The 20,697-nt window shown below is 74.8% G+C and carries 23 protein-coding genes; 16 read left to right on the top strand and 7 right to left on the bottom strand.

Features of this window, described 5'->3' with window-relative positions; all coding sequences use genetic code 11:
* Positions 1–27: 27 nt before the first annotated feature.
* From EDD33_RS16475 to EDD33_RS16460, 4 genes are all read right to left on the bottom strand, one after another.
* On the bottom strand, positions 28–1,422 hold the full coding sequence (locus tag EDD33_RS16475) for an FAD-dependent oxidoreductase (protein WP_246003559.1): 1,395 nt from the start codon (positions 1,420–1,422) through the stop codon (positions 28–30).
* On the bottom strand, positions 1,419–3,464 hold the full coding sequence (locus tag EDD33_RS16470; protein WP_123392091.1) for a molybdopterin oxidoreductase family protein: 2,046 nt from the start codon (positions 3,462–3,464) through the stop codon (positions 1,419–1,421). The genes EDD33_RS16475 and EDD33_RS16470 overlap by 4 nt, the downstream gene beginning before the upstream one ends.
* Before the next feature lie 7 nt (positions 3,465–3,471).
* Positions 3,472–4,995 carry an MFS transporter gene (locus EDD33_RS16465; protein WP_123392090.1) on the bottom strand — a complete coding sequence of 508 codons (1,524 nt, stop codon included), beginning with the start codon at positions 4,993–4,995 and terminating at the stop codon, positions 3,472–3,474.
* 119 nt (positions 4,996–5,114) lie between these two features.
* Entirely contained in the window at positions 5,115–5,765 is a 651-nt protein-coding gene (locus tag EDD33_RS16460) for an FMN-dependent NADH-azoreductase (RefSeq protein WP_123392089.1), read from the bottom strand.
* 129 nt (positions 5,766–5,894) lie between these two features.
* Between EDD33_RS16460 and EDD33_RS16455 the strand changes: the two genes are divergently transcribed.
* Positions 5,895–6,284: a winged helix-turn-helix transcriptional regulator gene (locus EDD33_RS16455; RefSeq protein WP_123392087.1), complete on the top strand. Its 390-nt coding sequence runs from the start codon at positions 5,895–5,897 to the stop codon at positions 6,282–6,284.
* Here the strand turns inward: EDD33_RS16455 and EDD33_RS16450 are convergent.
* Positions 6,281–6,907: an alpha-ketoglutarate-dependent dioxygenase AlkB gene (locus tag EDD33_RS16450; protein ID WP_123392086.1), complete on the bottom strand. Its 627-nt coding sequence runs from the start codon at positions 6,905–6,907 to the stop codon at positions 6,281–6,283. The genes EDD33_RS16455 and EDD33_RS16450 overlap by 4 nt on opposite strands.
* 51 nt (positions 6,908–6,958) lie before the next feature.
* Here EDD33_RS16450 and EDD33_RS16445 point away from each other — a divergent pair, with 51 nt between their 5' ends.
* The gene (locus tag EDD33_RS16445; protein ID WP_123392085.1) at positions 6,959–7,513 is read left to right on the top strand and encodes a nucleotidyltransferase family protein; all 555 of its coding nucleotides are present in this window, start codon (positions 6,959–6,961) and stop codon (positions 7,511–7,513) included.
* Here the strand turns inward: EDD33_RS16445 and EDD33_RS16440 are convergent.
* On the bottom strand, positions 7,497–7,874 hold the full coding sequence (locus tag EDD33_RS16440) for a DUF2256 and DUF3253 domain-containing protein (protein WP_123393566.1): 378 nt from the start codon (positions 7,872–7,874) through the stop codon (positions 7,497–7,499). The genes EDD33_RS16445 and EDD33_RS16440 overlap by 17 nt on opposite strands.
* A gap of 73 nt (positions 7,875–7,947) precedes the next feature.
* Here EDD33_RS16440 and EDD33_RS16435 point away from each other — a divergent pair, with 73 nt between their 5' ends.
* The 13 genes from EDD33_RS16435 (at position 7,948) to EDD33_RS16380 (ending at position 19,492) form a co-directional block, all read left to right on the top strand.
* A complete protein-coding gene (locus EDD33_RS16435; protein WP_170169852.1) occupies positions 7,948–8,898 on the top strand; it encodes an aminoglycoside phosphotransferase family protein in 951 nt (316 codons plus the stop codon).
* A gap of 9 nt (positions 8,899–8,907) precedes the next feature.
* Positions 8,908–9,801 carry an AAA family ATPase gene (locus EDD33_RS16430; RefSeq protein ID WP_123392083.1) on the top strand — a complete coding sequence of 298 codons (894 nt, stop codon included), beginning with the start codon at positions 8,908–8,910 and terminating at the stop codon, positions 9,799–9,801.
* Position 9,802: 1 nt separating this feature from the next.
* Complete coding sequence (locus EDD33_RS16425; RefSeq protein WP_123392081.1) at positions 9,803–10,963, top strand: vWA domain-containing protein; 1,161 nt, start codon at positions 9,803–9,805, stop codon at positions 10,961–10,963.
* Positions 10,956–12,110: an XdhC family protein gene (locus tag EDD33_RS16420; RefSeq protein WP_123392080.1), complete on the top strand. Its 1,155-nt coding sequence runs from the start codon at positions 10,956–10,958 to the stop codon at positions 12,108–12,110. Before EDD33_RS16425 ends, EDD33_RS16420 begins: the two co-directional genes overlap by 8 nt.
* Positions 12,111–12,150: 40 nt before the next feature.
* The gene (locus tag EDD33_RS16415) at positions 12,151–12,993 is read left to right on the top strand and encodes a helix-turn-helix domain-containing protein (RefSeq protein ID WP_123392079.1); all 843 of its coding nucleotides are present in this window, start codon (positions 12,151–12,153) and stop codon (positions 12,991–12,993) included.
* Positions 12,994–12,997: 4 nt separating this feature from the next.
* Positions 12,998–13,414, top strand: coding sequence for a VOC family protein (locus EDD33_RS19820; RefSeq protein ID WP_148077118.1), 417 nt, complete (start codon positions 12,998–13,000; stop codon positions 13,412–13,414).
* Positions 13,415–13,566: 152 nt separating this feature from the next.
* A complete protein-coding gene (locus EDD33_RS16410) occupies positions 13,567–14,094 on the top strand; it encodes a hypothetical protein (protein ID WP_148077117.1) in 528 nt (175 codons plus the stop codon).
* Between the two features lie 44 nt (positions 14,095–14,138).
* A complete protein-coding gene (locus tag EDD33_RS16405) occupies positions 14,139–15,227 on the top strand; it encodes an alpha/beta hydrolase family protein (protein WP_123392077.1) in 1,089 nt (362 codons plus the stop codon).
* 103 nt (positions 15,228–15,330) lie between these two features.
* Positions 15,331–16,572 carry a sigma-54-dependent transcriptional regulator family protein gene (locus tag EDD33_RS16400; RefSeq protein WP_123392075.1) on the top strand — a complete coding sequence of 414 codons (1,242 nt, stop codon included), beginning with the start codon at positions 15,331–15,333 and terminating at the stop codon, positions 16,570–16,572.
* Between the two features lie 64 nt (positions 16,573–16,636).
* Complete coding sequence (locus EDD33_RS16395) at positions 16,637–17,275, top strand: LysE family translocator (protein WP_123392074.1); 639 nt, start codon at positions 16,637–16,639, stop codon at positions 17,273–17,275.
* A 104-nt stretch (positions 17,276–17,379) separates the two neighbouring features.
* Positions 17,380–18,468, top strand: a complete 1,089-nt coding sequence (gene dapE / locus EDD33_RS16390; RefSeq protein WP_123392073.1) for a succinyl-diaminopimelate desuccinylase — start codon at positions 17,380–17,382, stop codon at positions 18,466–18,468.
* Entirely contained in the window at positions 18,465–19,199 is a 735-nt protein-coding gene (locus EDD33_RS16385) for an LOG family protein (protein ID WP_246003558.1), read from the top strand. Before dapE ends, EDD33_RS16385 begins: the two co-directional genes overlap by 4 nt.
* Positions 19,196–19,492 (top strand): DivIVA domain-containing protein, encoded by a 297-nt coding sequence (locus EDD33_RS16380; RefSeq protein WP_123392072.1) that lies wholly within the window; start codon positions 19,196–19,198, stop codon positions 19,490–19,492. Before EDD33_RS16385 ends, EDD33_RS16380 begins: the two co-directional genes overlap by 4 nt.
* 6 nt (positions 19,493–19,498) lie before the next feature.
* Here EDD33_RS16380 and EDD33_RS16375 read toward each other — a convergent pair whose 3' ends face one another.
* A complete protein-coding gene (locus EDD33_RS16375; protein WP_123392071.1) occupies positions 19,499–20,287 on the bottom strand; it encodes an enoyl-CoA hydratase-related protein in 789 nt (262 codons plus the stop codon).
* A gap of 159 nt (positions 20,288–20,446) precedes the next feature.
* Here EDD33_RS16375 and EDD33_RS16370 point away from each other — a divergent pair, with 159 nt between their 5' ends.
* Positions 20,447–20,614 (top strand): DUF3117 domain-containing protein, encoded by a 168-nt coding sequence (locus tag EDD33_RS16370; RefSeq protein ID WP_200936294.1) that lies wholly within the window; start codon positions 20,447–20,449, stop codon positions 20,612–20,614.
* Positions 20,615–20,697 lie beyond the last annotated feature (83 nt).

Here is a 20,697-nt window from a genome sequence, read left to right as displayed (position 1 = left end):
TCCTGGGTGGAGCCGGGCTGGTGGGGTCTAGGTGGTCGAGAGGGCGGGGCGGGTGGCGAGCAGCTGCCGCACCGACGCGGCGCAGCCGCCGCAGCCGGTGGTGGCGCGGGTGGTCCGGCGCACCTGCTCCAGCGAGGTGCAGGCGCGCACCGCGCCGGCGGTGACGCCCGCGCAGACGCAGGCCTCGGCGTCGTCGGGCAGCGCCGTGGGGCGCGCGGGCCGGTCGGCCATCAGCAGCTCGCCGGGCTCGGTCGGCCCCAGCACGGTCTGCCGGTCGTAGTGCTGGGTGATCAGGCCGATCCGCGAGAGGTCGCCGACCAGGGTCGCGGCGACCACGACCCCCTCGCGCACCACCAGCTTGCGGTGCGAGCCGACCACCGGGTTGCTGACCTCGACGACCTCGCCGGGCTCGGTCTCCGGCTCGCCGAGCACCGCCACCTCGAGGTCGGTGGCGCGCAGCCGGGCGACGGTGCGCGCGCCGGGGTAGCGCACGTCGTCCCCGGCCAGGTGGTCGGCCAGCACCTGCGCCTGCTCCCAGGCCGGCGGCACGAACCCGGTCACCCGGCCGTCGTGCTCGACACAGTCGCCGAGTGCGTGGATGCGGTCGTCGCTGGTGGTCAGCCGGTCGTCGACGAGGATGCCGCGGCGTGCCCCCAGGCCGGCACGCCTGGCGAGCGCGGTGGCGGGCCGGCCGCCGGCGGTGAGGACGACGAGGTCGGCGCTGAGCACGTAGCCGTTGTCGAGCCGCAGGCCCTCGTCGGTCAGCCTGACCGCGCGGGCGCCGGTGTAGACGGCCGTGCCGAGCCGCGCCAGGTCGCGGGCGATGATCCGGCCCGCCTGCGGGCCGACCTGGCTGCGGAGCAGGTGCTCGCCGCCCTCGACGAGCTCCACCTCCAGCCCGCGCACGGCCAGCGCCCGGGCGACCTGGAGGCCCAGCAGGCCGCCCCCGACGACGACCGCGCGCCCCCCACCGGCCGCGGCGGCGTCGAGGCGGAGGCAGTCCTCGAGGCTGCGGAAGGCGTGGACGGCCGGGTGCAGGGTGCCGTCCATCCGGACCAGGCCGCGGATCGGCGGGAGGCTCGGGATCGACCCGGTGGCGAGCACCAGCACGTCGTAGCCGAACCGCTCGCCGTCGACCAGCATCACCTCGCGGCGCTCCCGGTCGACGTCGAGGACACGGGCGCCCAGGCGCAGGTCGACGCCGTGGGCGGCGTACCAGCCCGGGGAGCGGAGCGTGAGCGCCTCGGGCCGGTGGGTGCCCTCGAGGACGGCGGAGAGCAGGATCCGGTTGTACGGCGCGTGCGGCTCGTCGCCGAGCACGGTCACCTGGTCGCGCTCGGTCACGCCGCGGGCGACCAGGCCCTCGACGAGGCGCGTGGTGGCCATGCCGGAGCCGACGACCACGATCCGCCGGCCGGTCACGTGCGCACCGCCGCGGCGCAGACCTTGAACTCCGGCATCCGGCTGGAGGGGTCGAGCGCGTCGTTGGTGAGCCGGTTGGCGCCGACCCAGTGGAAGGGCACGAAGACCGTGTCGGGCCGGATCGTGGTGACCACCCGGGCCGGCGCCTTCAGCTCGCCGCGCCGCGTGGTGACGACCACCGGCTCGCCGTCGACCGCGCCGAGCCGCGCGGCCAGCATCGGGTGCAGCTCGACGAAGGGGCCGGTGTCGGGCAGGTCCTCGACGCGCCGGGTCTGGGCGCCGGACTGGTACTGCGCGAGCACCCGGCCGGTGGTCAGGTGGAGCGGGTACGACGCGTCGGTGGGCTCGGCCGTGCCGACGTGGTCGACCGCCACGAACCGGGCCCGGCCGTCGGTGTGGGCGAAGGCGTCGGCGAACATCCGCGGCGTGCCGGCACTCCCGGTCGGGCACGGCCAGAACACGCCGTGCTCGTCGCGGATCCGGTCGTAGGTGATGCCGCTGTAGTCGGCCCGCCCGCCCGCCGAGGCGCGACCCAGCTCGGCGAAGACCTCCTCGGGGTCGGTCGCGAACGGCACCGGCGAGCCCAGCCGCTCGGCCAGCCCGGCCAGCACCTCCAGGTCGGAGCGGACGCCCTCGGGTGCCGCGACGGCCTGCTGACGGAGCACGACGCGGCCCTCGAGGTTGGTCATGGTGCCGGTCTCCTCGGCCCACTGCGTCACCGGCAGCACCACGTCGGCGATCGCCGCGGTCTCGCTCATCACCAGGTCGCAGACGACCAGCAGGTCGAGCGCCCCGAGCCGCTCCGAGACGTGGCCGGCGTGGGGGGCGGAGACCACGACGTTGGAGCCGTGCACGATCAGCGCGCGGGGTCCGCCGGGGGTGCCGAGGGCGTCCAGCAGCTCGTACGCCGACCGCCCGGCCCCCGGCAGGTCGGCCGGGTCGACGCCCCAGACGCGGGCGACGTGGTCGCGCGCCGCCGGGTCGTCGATCATCCGGTAGCCCGGCAGCTGGTCGGCCTTCTGGCCGTGCTCGCGCCCGCCCTGGCCGTTGCCCTGGCCGGTGAGGCAGCCGTAGCCGGCGTACGGCTTCCCGGGCATGCCGAGCGCCAGCGCCACGTCGATCCAGCCGAGCACGGTGGCGGTGCCCTGGGCGTGCTGCTCGGCACCGCGGGCGGTCAGCACCGTGACCCGGTCGGCGCCGGCCAGCAGCGTCGCGAGCGCCCGGAGCTCGGTGGCGGGCACGCCGGTGACGCGCTCGACCCGCTCGGGCCACCAGCCGGCGGCGAGCTCGCGGACGGCCTCGAAGCCGGTGGTCCGCGCCTCGACGTACGCCGTGTCGACCGCGCCCGCGGCGTCCAGCAGGTGCAGCACGCCGAGGGCCAGCGCCAGGTCGGTGCCGGGGACGGGCTGGAGCAGGACGTCGGCGCGGTCGGCGGTCGGCGTACGACGGGGGTCGACCACCACCACGGTGCCGCCACGCTCGCGGAGCCGGTCGAGGTGGCGGGCCGCGGGCGGCATCGTCTCGGCCAGGTTGGACCCGACCAGGACGAGCACGTCGGTCTGCTCGAGGTCGGCCAGCGGGAACGGCAGCCCCCGGTCGAGGCCGAAGGCCTGGTTGGCCGCCGACGCGGCCGAGCTCATGCACCAGCGGCCGTTGTAGTCGACCTGGCTGGTGCGCAGCGCGACGCGCGCGAACTTGCCCAGTGCGTAGGCCTTCTCGTTGGTCAGCCCGCCGCCGCCGAAGACTGCCACGGAGTCGGGGCCCGACTCCGCCTGCAGCTCGCGCAGCCGGCCGGCGACGAGGTCGAGCGCCGCGTCCCAGCCGGCCGCGCGCAGCTCACCCGTCGCCCGGTCGCGCACCAGCGGCTGCGTCAGCCGCTCGCGGTGACCGCGCAGCCCCGTCGCCGTCCAGCCCTTGCGGCACAGCCCGCCCTCGTTCACCGGGAACTCGGGCCAGGGCTGCACCTCCAGGGTGCGTCCCTCTCGGACCAGGGTCATGCCGCACTGGAGCGAGCAGTAGGGGCAGTGGGTGAGCGTGTCCATCGCCTGCTCAGACCTCGACGCGGCCGACGGCCGAGCGGCCGCGGCGCAGGTAGACCGCCCAGACGACGATCGCGCAGACCACGTAGTAGCCGGTGAAGACCACGAACGCGCCCTGCGTCGCCTGGAGCGGGCTCTCGACCCACGGGGAGCTGAAGGCGAGCGGGATCAGGAACCCGCCGATCGCGCCGACGGCGCCGATGACGCCGAGGGCCGAGGAGGCCTGCCGCGTGGAGGTGAGCAGCGCCCGGCTGCGCTCGGGGGTGCCGGCCTCGGTGGTGGCGACGGCACCGGCACGCCAGATCGCGGGGATCATCTTGTAGGTCGACCCGTTGCCGATGCCGGTCGAGGCGAAGACCAGTAGGAAGAACCCGAGGAAGACCGGGAACAGGCTCTGGTTGTCCGCGGCGATGGCCGGGTCGGCGGTCGGGTTCGGGGTCAGCTGCAGCAGCGTCGCGAGCACGCCCAGGGTGAACACGATCATCCCGGTGAAGGCGGCGAGGGTCACCCTGGCGCCGCCCCACCTGTCGGCCAGCCAGCCGCCGAACGGCCGCGTCAGCGAGCCGACCAGCGCCCCGAGGAAGGCGTAGTAGGCGAAGTAGATGCCGGTGCCGAGCGGCGCCGGCTCGGGCACCCAGAAGTTGAGCTTGATCAGCAGCGGCATCGCGGCGGAGTAGCCGATGAACGACCCGAAGGTGCCGATGTAGAGCACCGACATCACCCAGGTGTGCCGCTGCGTGACGACCTTGAGCTGCTCGCGGGGGCTGGACTTGGCGGTGCCGAGGTTGTCCATGAACAGGTACGCCGCCAGCGTGGCGACGACGGCCAGCCCGGCGTACAGCCAGCCGGCGCGCTCGAGGTGGATCCCGCCCCCGCTGGCCTTCACCAGACCGAAGATGCCGGCGCCGCCGACCACCACGGGGAGGAAGAACTGGATCAGCGAGACGCCCAGGTTGCCGCCCGCGGCGTTGAGGCCGAGCGCGGCGCCCTTCTTGGCGGTGGGGTAGAAGAAGTTGATGTTGGCCATGGAGCTGGCGAAGTTGCCGCCGCCGAAGCCCGCGGTCGCCGCGATCAGGCAGAACACCCAGTACGGCGTGCTCGGGTCGCCCACCGCGACCGCGAACCCGATCGTCGGGACCAGCAGCAGCGCGGCGCTGGCGATCGTCCAGTTGCGACCGCCGAACGCCGGCACCGCGAACGTGTAGGGCAGCCGCAGCAGGGAGCCGACCAGGTTGGGCAGCGCGACCAGGAAGAACAGCTGCTGGGGGGTGAAGGTGAAGCCCTGGGCCAGCAGGAACGCCGAGCTGACGCTCCAGATCAGCCAGACCGAGAAGCCGAGGTGCTCGGCGAAGATCGACCAGACCAGGTTGCGGCGGGCGACCTGCCGGCCGCCGCCCTCCCAGAAGTCGGTGTCCTCGGGACGCCAGTCGTCGATCCAGCGGCCGGTCCGGCGACCGCTCGCGGCAGGCGGGGCGGGGGTGGTGGTTGGCTGCGGCGCCGCGGTGAGGTCGGGCTGCGATTGCGTCGTGGCCATGGAGGCACTCCTGTGGTGTGGGGGTGCCCCGAACAGTCGTCGCCCGGTGTTTCGCCGTTGTCACACCTGCTGCGACACCAGCGTCAACTTGTCCTCACGACCTCACGGGCCTCACCGCCTCAGGAGGCGCGGCGCTCCGGGGGTACGCCGAGCGCGGCGCCGGCCTCACGGGCGGCGGAGTGCGCCTTGCGCTGCATCTCCGCGGCGAGGTCGGTGAACTCCTCGAGCGCCGGGTTGACGCCCACCAGGGTGAACTCGCGCTCGACCAGGGTCAGGTCGGCCTGCCAGACGTCCTCGAGGATGCGGCGCAGGTAGGCCGTCGAGTGGTCCCAGCCCTCGCGCGGGGTGCCGGCGCCGTACGCCCCGCCCCGGACGGTGGCGAGCACGACGGGCGTGCCCCGGAGGAGCGGGGCGCCGGGCTCGGAGCCGGCGATGACGAGGTCGATCCAGGCCTTGACGTGCTGGGAGACACCGAAGTTGTAGAGCGGCACGGCCAGCAGCACGGCGTCCGCGGAGGTCAGCTCCTCGACCAGCTCGGCGGCGAGCGCCGTCGCGCGGCGCTGGGCCTCGGTGCGCTCGTCCTCGGGCGTGAACCCGGCGGTGACGGCGTCGGCCCAGGCCTCGGCGGGCAGCGGCTGCGAGCCGACGTGGCGTCGGACCACCTCGTCGTGGGGGTGCTGGGCGGCCCACTCCTGCTCGACGAGGTCGGCGATCTCGCGGCTGGAGGAGGTGGCGGGCAGGATGCTGGCGTCGAGGCGGAACAGGGTCACGGTGTCTCCCGGGGTGGGGCGCGTCGCTCGTCGATGCGCTTTCAGATCAGAAGCAACATCGCACGACGAAGCGACATTCCCGATCCGAGCGGGCTCGGCGACGGTCGGGGGGCGGACTACCCTGGCGCCATGGCCGGGGACGTCGACGTGCGCGCGGGGCAGACCCGCGCCGACGGGGCGTCGGGCCACGCCGCGCCGCTGTGCGACGCCGCGCTCGGTCACGCGTTCGAGCTCCTCGGCAAGCGCTGGAACGGCGTCATCCTGGGGTCGTTGATGGACGGGCCGGCGGGCTTCGCGGAGGTGCGCCGCGCGACCGGCATCAGCGACTCGGTGCTCGCCGACCGGCTCGCAGGCCTGACCGCGGCCGGTCTCGTGGTGCGCGAGGTCGACGAGGGGCCGCCGGTGGCGGTGCACTACCGGCTCGCTCCGCGGGGCGTCGCCCTGGTGCCGGTGCTGCAGGACCTGATGACGTGGGCGCGCGACCACCTCGACCTCGAGCCGCCCCCGGCCGGTTGCTAGAAGACGTTGCGGGGCCGGAACTGCACGCTGATGCGGGGTCCGACCGGTCGTGCGGTCTTGGGCACGGCGTGCTCCCAGGTGCGTTGGCAGGAGCCGCCCATGACGACGAGGTCGCCGTGTCCCAGGGCGTGGCTCACGGCGAGCTGGCCGCCGACGGGCCGCAGCTGGAGCTTGCGCGGGGAGCCGAAGGAGACGATCGCGACCATGGTGTCGACGGTGCGGCCCCGGCCGAGGTCGTCGCCGTGCCAGGCGACCGAGTCGCGGCCGTCGCGGTAGTAGCAGCAGCCTGCCGTCACGAACGGCTCGCCCAGCTCCGGCGCGTAGTGCGCCGAGAGCGCCTCGCGGGCCTCGACCAGCGCGGGGTGGGGGAGCGGGTCGCCGGTGCCGTAGGTGTGGAGCAGGCGCGGGACGTCGACGACGCCGTCGTACATCGGCCGCTTCTCGGCGCGCCAGGGCACTCGTGCGACGAGGTCCTCGAAGACCTGGTCGGCGCCCTCGAACCAGCCGGGCAGCAGGTCCACCCACGCGCCGCGGCTCAGCTCGGTGCGCTGCACCCGCCCGGCGAGCGGACCGACCCCCACGCGGGAGCCCTCGAACAGCGAGGCCTGGAAGTCCACGGACATGCGACCACCGTAGCGCTGTTCGAACAGGTGTTCTAGGGGCATGATCGCCCCGTGACCACGACCGGACTGCTCCTCGCCGCCGGCGCCGGGCGACGGATGGGGCGGCCCAAGGCGCTGGTCGAGGGCTGGCTCGCGCACGCCGTGTCCTCGCTCGCCGCGTGCGACGACGTCCTGGTGGTGCTGGGGGCAGGTGCCGCGGAGGCCCGGGGCCTGGTGCCCGACGGCGTGCAGGTGGCGGTCGCGGAGGACTGGGCCGAGGGCATGGGCGCCTCGCTGCGGGCGGGCCTCTGGCACCTCGCGCGGTCGGCGTCGACGCGGTGCGTCGTCACGCTCGTCGACCTGCCCGACGTCGACGCGCGGGTGGTGGACCGGCTGCTGGAGCGCACCGAGGACCCGTCGCTGCTCGCGCGGGCGGCGTACGACGGGACGCCCGGCCACCCCGTGCTGCTCGGACGCGACCACTGGGCCGGTGTGGCCGAGGCGGCGGTGGGCGACCAGGGGGCCAAGGCCTACCTGCGCACCCACGAGGTGGTCCTGGTGGAGTGCGGCGACCTCGCCACCGGGCGCGACCAGGACACCCCCGACGGGGCTAGTGGGCCTTCCTGATCCGGATGGCGCCCTTGGCGGTGGAGGGGTCGACGACCTTGCCGCCCTGGGTGATCTCGACCTCCCCGGCTGCGACCAGGCGCCGGGCCGCGCGCCGGGCGGGCTCCATCAGCTCGCGCCAGGCGTCCTCGTCCTCGCCGCCGACCCGGCGGGCGGCCTCCGACGGGCAGATGGTCGCCCCGCCCTTGCGGCTGCCCAGCAGGTCGAGGATCGAGGCCTCCAGACGCTCGTCGGTGGCCGAGACCTTGTGCTTGCGACAGGCGGTGGAGCAGTACCTCACCTCGTCCCAGTCGCGCTCCCACTTCTTGCGCCACTCGATGCGGCGGCCGCAGGAGGCGCAGGTCTTGTCGGCGGGAGGCACCGCTCCAGTCTGCCGCGCGGCCGGTGACCCCGGCCGGGGACACGGGTCGGGGACACGGGGCACACTGGCTCGCGTGCACGAGGTGAGGCTGCAGCCGCTGGCGCGCCAGCGGGTGGCCTCGCTGGGCGAGGTGGGCCAGGGGTGGTTCGACGGGCTCCCCGCCGTCCTCGACGAGCTCGCGGAGCGGTGGTCGCTGACGTGGGGCCGGGGCCTGCCCGGCGGCAGCGCGGCGTACGTCGTCGCAGCGCGCACCGCCGACGGGGCGGACCGGGTCGTCAAGCTGCGGATGCCCGACCCGAGCGCGGTCACGCCGGGGGAGGTGCCGGTGCTCGCGGCGGCGGCCGGCCAGGGGTACGCCGTGCTGCACGACCACGACGCGCACCACGACGCCCTGCTGCTCGAGCGCCTGGGCCGGTCGCTGGAGCAGACGCCGGGCGAGCCGACCCGCACCCTCGACGTGCTGGTGGACACGCTGCGGGAGGCGTGGCGACTGCCCCTGGGCACCGTGCCCGTGGCCGAGCACAAGGCGCTCTCGCTGCGCACCCTGGTGCTCGGGACCGACGCCCGGCTCGGCCACCCCTGCGACCGCGACGTCCTCCACCAGGCCCTGGCGTACGCCGAGGAGCTCGCCGCCCCCGGTCCGGACCCGGACGTCGTGGTGCACGGTGACGCCCACCCCGCCAACGCGCTGCGCACCACCCGGCCGCGCGCGGGGGCGCCGGCCGGCCACGTGATGGTCGACCCGGACGGGTTCCGCTGCGACCCGGCGTACGACCTCGGGGTGACGCTGCGGGAGTGGACCCGCCGGCTCGAGGACGGGGGCCGGCCGCTGCTGGAGGGGTGGTGCGACCGGGTCGCTGAGCGCGCCGGGGTCGACCGCGACCGGACCTGGCGCTGGGCCTACCTCGAACGGGTCTCCACCGGCCTGCACGTGCTCGGCTTCGGAGGCACCGTGCTCGGCGAGCGGCTGCTCGGCAGCGCGCGGCTGCTGCTCGCCAACCCGCGACCAACCCGTCGGACGTAGCCTCCGGGCATGGAGCTCACTTCTCCGGACGCGGTGACGGCTGCCCTCGCGAGCACCGGCTACCTCGCCGACGACGACCTGGCCACGGTCGTGTTCCTGAGCGCCTCGATGCAGCGACCGCTGCTGCTCGAGGGCGAGCCCGGCACCGGCAAGACGGCGCTCGCCGAGGCGCTGGCCGAGCTGACGGGGACGCCGCTGATCCGGCTCCAGTGCTACGAGGGCATCGACGCCTCGCAGGCGCTCTACGACTGGGACTTCGCGCGCCAGATCCTGCACCTGCGCACCCTGGAGGCCGCCGCCGCGTCGCGCGCCCCGGGGGCGGGCGCGTTCGACGCCGGGGAGGCGGAGAAGTCGCTGTTCGACGAGCGGTTCCTGCTCGCCCGGCCGGTGCTGCAGGCGCTGCGCCAGGCACCGGCGGTGCTGCTGGTCGACGAGATCGACCGGGCCGACGACGAGTTCGAGGCGTTCCTGCTCGAGGTGCTCTCGAGCTGGTCGGTGAGCATCCCCGAGCTCGGCACCGTCGTGGCCGCCACCCCGCCTCTCGTGGTGCTGACCTCCAACCGCACCCGCGAGCTGCACGACGCCCTCAAGCGCCGCTGCCTCTACCACTGGATCGACCACCCTGGCCTGGCCCGCGAGGTGGCCATCGTGCGCAGCCGGCTGCCCGAGGTGAGCGAGAGGCTCGCCGAGCAGGTCGCGACCGTGGTGCAGGGGCTGCGCACCGAGCACCTGCTCAAGGCGCCGGGCGTGGCCGAGACCCTCGACTGGGCCCGCGCGCTGCAGCGCCTCGGCGCGGAGGAGCTCGACCTCGACACCGCCTCGCGCACGCTCGGCACCGTGGTGAAGTACCGCGAGGACACCGACCGCGTGAAGCAGGCCCTCGACCGGATGCTGGCCGGCTGAGATGACCTCCCTGCCCGTGCCGCCCCCGCTCGTCCCCGTGCCCGTCGCGCACGAGGCCGACGAGGTGCTGCTCGGGTTCACCCGCGCCCTGCGCGCGGCCGGGATGGGCGTCACCCACGACCGGGCCGCGGTGTTCCTCCAGGCGGCGGCCCTGGTCGACGCGGGCGACGGGGCGGCGGTCTTCCGGGCGGGCCGCGCGACGCTGTGCAGCGGCCCCGACGACCTGCTGCGCTACGAGCACGTCTTCGAGGCGTGGTTCGGCTCCCGGGAGCGGCTGCCTCGCAGCATCCCGTCCACGAGGCCGCGCGAGATCCGCTCGCCGCTGCCGTTGGGAGACGGCGGCGAGAGCGGCGGCGAGGACACCCCCGACACGGTCGCGTCCGCCGCGAGCGACGTCGAGGTGCTCAGCCGTCGCGACGTCGCCACGCTCCGGCCCGACGAGAAGGCGCTGCTCGACGCGCTGATCCGTGCGCTGCGGCCGCGGCTGCCGCAGCGGCGGGCCACGCGGCGCGCGCCCTGGAGGCGGGGGGAGGTCGACGTCCACCGCACGCTGCGCACCACGCTGCGCCGGATGGGCGAGCCGGCCGCCGTCGAGCACCGCCGCCGGGGCACCACGCCGCGCCGCGTGGTGCTCCTCGTCGACGTCTCCGCCTCGATGCGGCCCTACGCCGACGCGATCCTGCGGCTGTGCCACCTCGTGTCGCGCACCGCCGAGGCCGGGCGCGGCCGCAGCCGGGTCGAGGTCTTCACCCTCGGCACGCGGCTGACCCGCGTCACCACCGCGATGCGCACCGCCGACCCCGACCGCGCGCTGGTGCGGGCCGGCGAGGAGGTGCCCGACTGGTCGGGCGGCACCCGGCTCGGCGAGACGATGAAGGCGTTCCTCGACCTGTGGGGCGCGCGCGGCATGGCCCGCGGCGCGGTCGTCGTGGTCTTCTCCGACGGCTGGGAGCGCGGCGACGCCGTGGAGCTCGGCGAGCAGGTGCAGCGGCTGCAGCGGCTGGCCCGTCGGGTGGTCTGGGTCAACCCCCACCGCGGCAAGGACGGCTACGAGCCGGTCCAGCGGGGGATCGAGGCGGTGCTGCCGCACTGCGACGACTTCGTGGCAGGGCACTCCCTGCGCGCGTTCGACGAGGTGCTGGAGGTGATCGGCCGTGCGTGAGGTCCTGGACGACCTGCTGCGCTGGTGGGAGCAGGGCGAGACCGTGGGGGTGGGCACCGTGGTGGCCACCTTCCAGTCCGCGCCCCGGCCCGCCGGCGCGTCCATGCTGGTGGGACCCGGCGGCGAGGCCGTCGGGTCGGTCTCCGGCGGCTGCGTCGAGGGCGCGGTCTACGAGCTCGGCCAGGACGTCGTGGGCAGTGGCGAGCCCGTGCTGCAGCGCTACGGCGTCTCCGACGAGGACGCGTTCTCGGTCGGCCTGACCTGCGGCGGCATCCTGGACGTCTACGTCGAGAAGGTCGACCAGCAGACGTTCCCCGAGCTGGGCGAGGTCGCGGCCGACATCGCCGCCGGTCGACCGGTCGCGCTGGCGACCGTGATCGAGCACCCCGACCCCGCGTGGCTGGGTCGCCGGCTCGTCGTACGGCCCGAGGAGGTGGGTGGCCGGCTCGGCAGCGACCGCGCCACCGACGCCGTGGCCGACGACGCCCGCGGGCTGCTGGCCTCGGGCCACAACGCGACGCTGACCTACGGACCCGACGGGGAGCGTCGGGGAGAGGGGATGCGGGTCTTCGTGTGGGCCTTCGCGCCCGCGCCGCGGATGCTGGTCTTCGGCGCCATCGACTTCGCGGCGGCCGTCGCCTCGGTCGGCAAGTTCCTCGGCTACCGCGTCACGGTGTGCGACGCCCGGCCGGTCTTCGCCACGGCCACGCGCTTCCCCGAGGCCGACGAGGTGATCGTGAAGTGGCCGCACAAGTTCCTCGCCGAGGAGCTGGAGGCCCAGCGCATCGACCCCCGCACGGTGATCTGCGTGCTGACCCACGACCCCAAGTTCGACGTGCCCGTGCTGGAGAAGGCGCTGCGCATCCCCGAGGTCGCCTACGTCGGCGCGATGGGGTCGCGGCGCACCCACACCGACCGTCTCGACCGGCTCCGCGAGGCCGGCCTGAGTGAGGCCGAGCTCGGCCGACTGCACAGTCCGATCGGGCTCGACCTGGGCGCTCGTACGCCGGAGGAGACGGCCGTCAGCATCGCCGCGGAGATCATCGCCGGGCGCTGGGGCGGCAGCGGCGACCGGCTCTCGACCACCGACGGGCGGATCCACGCCCACGCCGCCCGCGACCTCGACCCGTCCCTCCCGGTGGCCTGACCCCTCGCCCCGAGGCCCTCTCGCGGGGCACGATGGCCGGGTGACGACCTTCGTCCGGAGCCACGAGACGCTGCCCGGGGGCGTCGTCTCGGCGTGCGCCTACGACGCGTCGGGGCTCGAGCCCGGGGAGCACCGCGGCCTGCCCTCGCCCTGGCTGACCTTCGTGGTCTCCACGGCCGGCCCGGTGCGCACCTTCGGCACCGTCGACGAGCCCGGTCCGCCGGACGCGTCGCGCGCCACGGCGTACGACGTGCTGCTGGCGGGCCTGCACCCCGTCGCCGCCCGCGTCGAGCAGCCGACCCGACAGAGCGGCGTCCAGCTGGCGCTGCACCCGCTCGCCGCCCGACGGCTGCTCGGGTGCACCGCGGCCGAGCTCACCGGCGTGGGCCAGGACGGCGCCGACGTGCTGGGCCCCGTCGCCGCCGAGCTGCACGGCCGCGTGGCCGAGGCGCCGGGCGGGCAGCGGCTGCGGGTCGCCGAGGTGTGGCTGCGCACCCGCCTGGCCGCCACCGACCAGGGCCGCCGGGTGCGTCCCGAGGTGGTGCGCGCCTGGCAGGTGCTGCAGGCCAGCCGCGGCCGCTGCCGGGTCGACGACCTCGCCCGCGAGGTCGGCCTGAGCCCCCGGCACCTGCGCGACCTCGTGCGCGCCGAGCTCGGTGCGACGCCCAAGGCGCTGGCCCGGGCCTTCCGCTTCGACCACGTCGTGGCGCGGCTGGCCGCGGACAAGCGCGGGCTGGCCCGGCTCGCGCTCGAGGCGGGGTACGCCGACCAGGCGCACCTGACCCGGGAGTTCAGCGCGATGGCGGGCTGCTCGCCGACGGCCTGGCTGGTCGAGGAGCGCCGAAACCTCCAAGACGGCGGGCACCGCAACCGGCCAGGCTGAGTCCATGACCGAACCTGCGAGCACCCCGCCTCCCACCGTCTGGCCCGCCTTCAACGCCCGCGACCCGCGGGCGATGATCGACTTCCTGGTCGCGATCGGGTTCGAGGCCACGGCCGTCTACGGCGACGAGCACGAGGTCGCCCACGCGCAGCTCGACTGGCCCGAGGGCGGCGGCGTGATGTTCGGCAGCGTGAAGGACCACGGCCTGTCGCGGCCGCCGGGCGGCGCCGGCCTCTACGTCGTGACCGCCGACCCGCGCGCGGTCCACGACCGCGCCGTCGCGGCCGGTGCCCGGATCACCCGCGCCCCCGAGAACCCCGACTACGCCGGCCCCGACGGCTGGGAGTTCTCGCTGGAGGACCCCGAGGGCAACGCCTGGTCCTTCGGCTCCTACCCCGGCGAGCCCCGCGCCGGGGGCTGACGGTCGTCCGGTTCCCCAGGTGATGAAGGGAAACCGGGTCCTCGCACACGGGGCCCCGTGTGCGAGGAGGTAGTTCGGGTTCATCACCTGGGAAACCGGATCTGCGCCGTTGGACAACCGGGCCGCCCGTGTCCACGGAGTAGGCATGGAGGATGCGATTGCCCCTGCCCGACCCGCGTGAGCTGCCCCGTGTCCTGCTCGGTCTGCCCGAGCGGGTCTTCGGCCTGCTCGACGCGGCCGAGTCCCTGATCGGCCGGGTCGACGCGCTGCTGGAGCGCATCGAGGGCACCCGCCTCGGCGCCGACGCGGTCGTACGCCGGGTCGACGGGATCGCCGCCGACGCCGAGCCCCTCGTCCACCGCCTCGGCGTCCTGCTCGACCGGCTCGAGCCGCCGCTGACCACGCTGGAGCCGACGCTCCGCACGCTCGCCGACACCACCTCGCCCGCCGAGGTGGCCGCGCTGGTCACGATGGTCGACCACCTGCCCGAGCTGACGCGGCGGCTGGAGACCGAGGTGCTGCCGATCATGACGACGCTCGGCTCGGTGGCGCCCGACATCCACGACCTGCTCGACGTCTCCCGCGAGCTCAACGAGATGCTCGGCAAGCTCCCGGGGATGGGTCGGATCAAGAAGCGCGTCGAGGAGCAGCAGGAGGACGACGCGGAGCGGTCGGACTGATCGGTCGCACGGCCCGGCTTGGTCGCCCGGGCACCATGGCAGGCATGGGTGTCCCGGTGGGCTCTGGCGGTCGCGTGACGCGGCGTACGGCGCTGCTGGGCGCGGCCGGGCTGACCCTCACGGCCTGCGCGGGCTCCGAGCAGCCCGACGCCTCGCCGACGGGGTCCTCCTCAGCGACCGCCTCGCCCTCCGCGACCACGTCCCCCTCGCCCTCCGCAAGCACGTCCCCCTCGCCGAGCGCCACCGCCGACGCGCTGCCGCCGGTCGAGCGCCGGGTCTCGCTGCCGCAGCTGATGCGCGAGGACTTCGACGGCGGTCCCGTCACGCGGGTGCGGCGACAGTCGGTGACCGACGCCTACGAGCGGTGGGAGGTCACCTACCCCGCCGGCGGCACGACCGTGTCCGGGATCCTGCTGCGGCCGCGGGGCCGGGGACCGTTCCCGGCGGTGGTGCTGTGCCACGGCTACATCGAGCCCTCGGTCTACGTCACCGGCCAGGGGCTGGCGCGCGAGCAGGACTACCTCGCCCGGGCGGGCTTCGTGGTGCTGCACACCGACTACCGCGGCCACGCTGCCAGCGACCCGGCCGGCGACGTCGAGCGGGAGAGCCGGCTGGGCTACACCCGCGACGCCCTGCACGCCGTGGCCTCGCTCAAGCAGCTGCCCGCCGTCGACCCCGAGCGCGTGGCGATGCTGGGGCGCTCCATGGGTGGCGGCGTCACCCTCAACGCGCTCGTCGCCCAGCCCGGCGCGGTCCGGGCCGCGGTCGTCTACGCCTCGGTCAGCTCGCTGTTCACCGAGAACCTCGACCAGTTCACGATCCCCAACCGGCCCGAGTCGGCCCAGGAGCTCGCGCGACGTTTCGGGACCCGTCGCGGGGCGCCCGACTTCTACGCCGGACTGTCCTCGCGCACCTACTTCGACCGGGTCACCGAGCCGGTGCTGATCCACCACGGCACGGCCGACGACACCTGCCCTCCGCCCTGGTCGCGGCGTACGCACCGGCTGCTGCGCGCCGCCGACGTCGACTCCACGCTGCGCCTCTACGAGGGCGAGCAGCACGCCTTCATCCCGCAGTGGCCGCTGTCGATGGAGCGCACGGTGCGCTTCCTGCGACGCCGGCTCGACGCCTGAGGGCCACTGGTCCGGTCCGCCCCGGACGACGCCTGTGGTGGCGAGGCGCCGGGGGCTACGGTGTGGCCCAGATCACCCGGCACCCCGCGGAGGCCCACGGCACATGACGAGCACCAGCGACGAGCTCCGGACGCGCCGCCTCGAGGCCGTGCACGCGTGGACGACCTTCATCGAGCACGGTGACCGTGCCGAGGGGCTGGTGCGACCCGAGATCCTGCGCTCCTGGGAGCGGTCGGCGCCGCGCGTGCAGGTCGACGTGACCGAGGCGCCGCTGGACGACGAGACCGACACCCGCTCGTTCTGGCACGACTCCCCGCTGCAGCTCGCCGTCGAGCGCGTCGAGTCCGAGCTGCGTCGCACCTGCGAGGACGGCGACCTCGTCGTGGCCGTCACCGATGCCGAGACCCGCATCCTGTGGACCTACGGCGGCCGCGTCATGCGCCGCAAGGCCGAGTCGGTCAACTTCGTCGCCGGCGGCCGCTGGGACGACACCAGCGTCGGCACCAACGCCCTCGACCTCGCCTGTCGCCACGACGCCCCGGCGATGGTCTTCAGCGCCGAGCACTACGCCCAGGTGGTGCACAACTGGGTCTGCTGGGCCGCGCCCGTGCACGACCCGGTCAGCGGCGAGCAGCTCGGCGTCATCGACCTCTCCACCACCTGGGACCGCAGCCACCCCATCGGCCTGGCGACCGCGCGGGTGATGGCCCGGCTGATCGAGACCGCGATGCCCGCCACCAGCTCCCGCGGCCTGCCCGGCCAGCCCGGCCCGGCCCCGGTGGCCGGCCTCGACCTGTCGCTGCTCGGCGCCGCCGAGGCACGCCTGGACGGCCAGCGGCTGCTGCTCAACCGCCGCCAGACCGAGATCCTCGCGCTGCTCGCGCTCAACCCGGGCGGGCTGTCGCTGGAGCACCTCCACGCCCTGCTGTACGGCGACCAGGCCGTCACCTTCTCCACCCTCAAGGCCGAGGTCTCCCACCTGCGCAGCGCCCTCGGTGGCCGGCTCGCCTCCCGGCCCTACCGGCTCGAGGTCCCCGTGCGGGTCGACGTCGACGAGGTGCTCCGGCTGCTGCGCCGCGGCCAGGTGCGCGCGGCCGTCGCGGCGTACGGAGGAGACCTGATGCCCGGCACCGAGTCGCCCGCCCTGGTCGAGCTGGCCGACTACGTCGCCGTCGCGGTCCGCGAGGCGCTGCTGGCCGACCCCCAGCCCCAGGCCGTCGCCCGCTACACCGAGCTCGCGCCGTACGACACCGAGGTGGTCGAGGTGTGCCTCGCCCTGATGGGCGACGACCACCACCCCACCAAGGCGTTGCTCAAGGGCCGCCTGGCCGCCGCCCGCCGCTGACCTCGGACTGCTCCACCCACCGACCCGGTGGACCGGCCGGGCGGGGCAGCCCCACACTGGGCGCGTGCCCTCGACCCACCAGTGGATCGCGTTCCTCGTCGCGTCGCTGCTCTTCATCCAGGTGCCCGGCCCGAGCCTGCTCTTCACGATCGGGCGGGCGCTGACCGTCGGGCGGCGCGACGCGCTGCTGTCGGTGGTCGGCAACGCGCTCGGGGTGCTCGGCCAGGTGCTGCTCGTGGCCGTCGGCCTGGGCGCCCTGGTGGCGGCGAGCGCGACCGTCTACACGGTGGTCAAGGTCGGTGGGGCGGCGTACGTCGTGTGGCTGGGGGTGCAGGCGGTCCGGCACCGCCGCGACGCCCGTGAGGCGCTGGCGGCCGGTCCGGACGCACCGGCCCCGGGCAGTGCGCGCCGGGCGGTGGGCACCGGCGTGGTCGTCGGGCTGACCAACCCCAAGACGATCGTCTTCTTCGTCGCCTTCCTGCCGCAGTTCGTCGACCAGCAGGCGGGCCGCACCGGCCTGCAGGTCGCGCTGCTGGGCCTGGCCTTCGGCGTGATGGCGTGCTGCTCGGACAGCCTGTGGGCGCTGGCGGCCGGCCGGGCCCGCGCCTGGTTCGCCCGTACGCCGAGCCGGCTGGACGCCCTGGGTGCCGGCGGCGGGCTGATGATGGTGGGCCTCGGCGCCACCATGCTCGCCTCGGAGTAGCGCCCCGACCCGACCCGGACTCCACCCGGACCCGACCCGGACTCCACCCGGACTCCACCCGGACTCGACCCGGCCGACACCCGCCCGGGTGACAGGATGCGGGCATGCCCCCGGACTCCCCCCTGGACCTGTCTGCCGACGTCGTGGAGCTGACGCAGACCCTCGTCGACATCGAGTCGGTGAGCCAGCACGAGGAGCGTCTGGCGGACGCCGTCGAGGCGGCGCTGCGCCGGCTCGACCACCTCGAGGTGACCCGCCTGGGCCACTCCGTGGTCGCCCGCACGACGCAGGGGCTCGGCGAGCGCGTCGTCGTCGCGGGCCACCTCGACACGGTGCCGCTCAACCACAACCTGCCCTCGCGCCTGGACGGCGAGCGCCTGCACGGCCTCGGCAGCTGCGACATGAAGGGCGGCGTCGCCGTCGCGCTCAAGCTCGCCCACGACGTGGCCGCGCCGGTCCGCGACGTGACCTACGTCTTCTACGAGGCCGAGGAGATCGACGACGTCTACAACGGCCTCGGCATCATCGCCCGCGAGCGGCCCGACCTCGTCGAGGCCGACTTCGCGATCCTGATGGAGCCCAGCGACGCCGTCGTCGAGGCCGGCTGCCAGGGCACGCTCCGCGTCGAGGTCCGTACGACGGGCGAGCGGGCCCACTCCGCGCGTGCCTGGCGCGGCTCCAACGCGATCCACGCCGCCGCCGACGTGCTCACCCGCCTCCGGGCCTACGAGCCCCGGCTGCCGGTCATCGACGGCCTGGAGTACCACGAGGGCCTCAACGCCGTCCTGGTCTCCGGCGGCGTCGCCACCAACGTGATCCCCGACGAGTGCGTGGTGACGGTCAACTTCCGCTACGCCCCCGACCGGGCCGAGGCCGAGGCGCTGGAGTTCGTCACGGAGTTCTTCGACGGCTACGACGTCACGGTCACCGACTCCGCCCCCGGCGCGCTGCCCGGGCTGGGCCTGCCGGCCGCCACGGCGTTCGTCGAGGCGGTCGGCGGCACCGTGAACCCCAAGTTCGGCTGGACCGACGTCGCCCGCTTCACCGCCCTCGGCGTCCCGGCCGTCAACTACGGTCCCGGCGACCCGATGCTGGCGCACAAGCAGGAGGAGTTCGTCCCGCTGGCCCAGTTGCGCTCCTGCGAGCAGACGCTCCGCACCTGGCTGCAGCCCGACGTCGGGGAGCGCGCGTGAGCGCCCGCCGCGAGAAGCGCCGAGGACCCACGTTGCTGCGCGGCGACCAGGTCGACCTCACCACCACCGACCAGCGGCTGCTCGACTCCCGCGGCCCCAGCGACTGGGTGCACACCGACCCCTGGCGGGTGCTGCGCATCCAGAGCGAGTTCGTCGAGGGCTTCGGTGCGCTGGCCGAGCTCGGGCCGGCCGTCGGCGTCTTCGGCTCGGCCCGCACCCAGCCCGACGACCCGTTCTACGCGGTCGGCGAGCAGGTCGGGCGCCGGCTGGTCGAGGCCGGCTTCGCGGTCATCACCGGCGGCGGCCCGGGCGCGATGGAGGCGGCCAACAAGGGCGCCTCCGAGGCCGGTGGCGTCTCGGTCGGGCTCGGCATCGAGCTGCCCTTCGAGACCGGCCTGAACCCCTACGTCGACGTCGGGGTCAACTTCCGCTACTTCTTCGCCCGCAAGACGATGTTCGTCAAGTACGCCAGCGGCTTCGTCGTCCTCCCGGGCGGGCTCGGCACCTTCGACGAGCTCTTCGAGGCGCTGACGCTGGTGCAGACCCAGAAGGTGACCTCGTTCCCGGTGGTCCTGGTCGGCGTCGACTACTGGTCGGGGCTCCTCGACTGGCTGCGCGGCACCGTCCTGGCCGACGGCAAGGTCTCGCAGGCCGACCTCGACCTGCTGCACGTCACCGACGACGTCGAGGAGACCGTCGCGCTGATGGTGGCGGGGATGGCCCGACCGTGACGTGGGTGGTGACCGTGCTGCTGGTCCTGCTCGTCGGCGCCGTGGCGGTGCTCGTCGCCGAGCGCGGCGGCGGGTCGATGCCCGCGGCGTACGACGACCGGCCGGACGTCTCGCTGCCCGACGGCCCGCTGCGCGGCGACGACCTGCGGGGGGTGCGGCTGAACACCGCGGTCCGCGGCTACCGCGCCGACGAGGTCGACGCCCTCCTGGCGCGCCTGGCCGACGAGCTCGACCGGCGGGACGCGCCGGGCCGACCCACCGCTCCCGGGCCGCGGGACACCCCGGAGCCCTGAGGCGGGTCAGCGGCCGCCGAACTCCGGCTTCCGCTTCTCCACGAACGCCGAGACGGCCGCGCGGTGGTCGCTGGTCTGGCCGGTCAGCGCCATCATCTCGGCCTCGAACGCGAGCGCCTCGTCGAAGGAGTGGCCGGCGGCGTGCTCGACCGAGCGCCGGATCGCGCCGTAGGCCACGGTCGGGCCGTCGGCGAGCCGGCGGGCCAGCGTCGCGACCTCCCCGGCGAGGTCGTCCGCGGGCACCACGGTGGTGACCAGGCCGAGCGAGAGCGCCTCGGCGGAGGCGATGGTGCGGGGGAAGTAGAGCAGCTCCAGCGCCTTGGCCCGGCCCACCAGGCGCGGCAGCGTCCAGGAGGAGCCGGTGTCGCAGGACAACGCGATGCCGGCGAAGGCCAGGTTGAAGCCGGCCGGCTCGGCCATCACCCGGAAGTCGCAGGCCAGCGCCAGGCTGACCCCGGCGCCGGCCGCGACGCCGTTGACGGCGGCGACCACGGGCTTGGGCATGGACACCAGCGTGCTGACGATCGGGTTGTAGTGCTGCTCGACGGTGTCCAGCGGCGGGGTGCTCGGGTCGGCGAGGGTGCGCTGGTGCTCCTTGAGGTCCTGGCCGACGCAGAACGCCCTGCCCGACCCGGTGAGCACGACGCAGCGCACCTCGACGTCGTCGGCGGCGCGGCGCACGGCCGCGAGCAGCGCCTCCTTGGTGGGGAGGTCGAGCCCGTTCATCGCCTCGGGACGGTCGAGGGTGATGGTGGCGACGCCGCGGTCGAGGGCGTAGCGGACGGGCTCGGACATGGCGCTCCTGGGGTCGTCGACGACGGTGTCGGGACGGCCGAGTCTGCCGCATCCCGCGGACCACGCACGGGTGGAGTGCCCCGCTCGCAGCGGTGATGGGGAATAATGGGGTCCCAAGAGCGCGTCATGCGCACGAATCGGATGGGAAGAGGTGTGCACATGGCGGCCATGAAGCCGCGGACGGGCGACGGTCCGCTCGAGGTCACCAAGGAAGGTCGTGGCATCGTGATGAGGGTTCCCCTCGAAGGCGGTGGACGACTCGTGGTGGAGCTCAACGCCGAGGAGGCCACGAGCCTCCGGGACGCCCTCACCGGCGTCGTCGGCTGACCCAGACCCCGGTTGGCGGTGCCCGTCCGAGGCACCGCAGCGACGTGAGCACGGCGAAGGCCCTCGTCCTCCCTCGGGAGGAC

The sequence above is a fragment of the Nocardioides aurantiacus genome (genome assembly GCF_003752505.1).
GTDB lineage: Bacteria > Actinomycetota > Actinomycetes > Propionibacteriales > Nocardioidaceae > Marmoricola > Marmoricola aurantiacus.
Note: the sequence above shows the minus strand (reverse complement) of the source record. Positions and strands in the feature narration are given on the sequence as shown.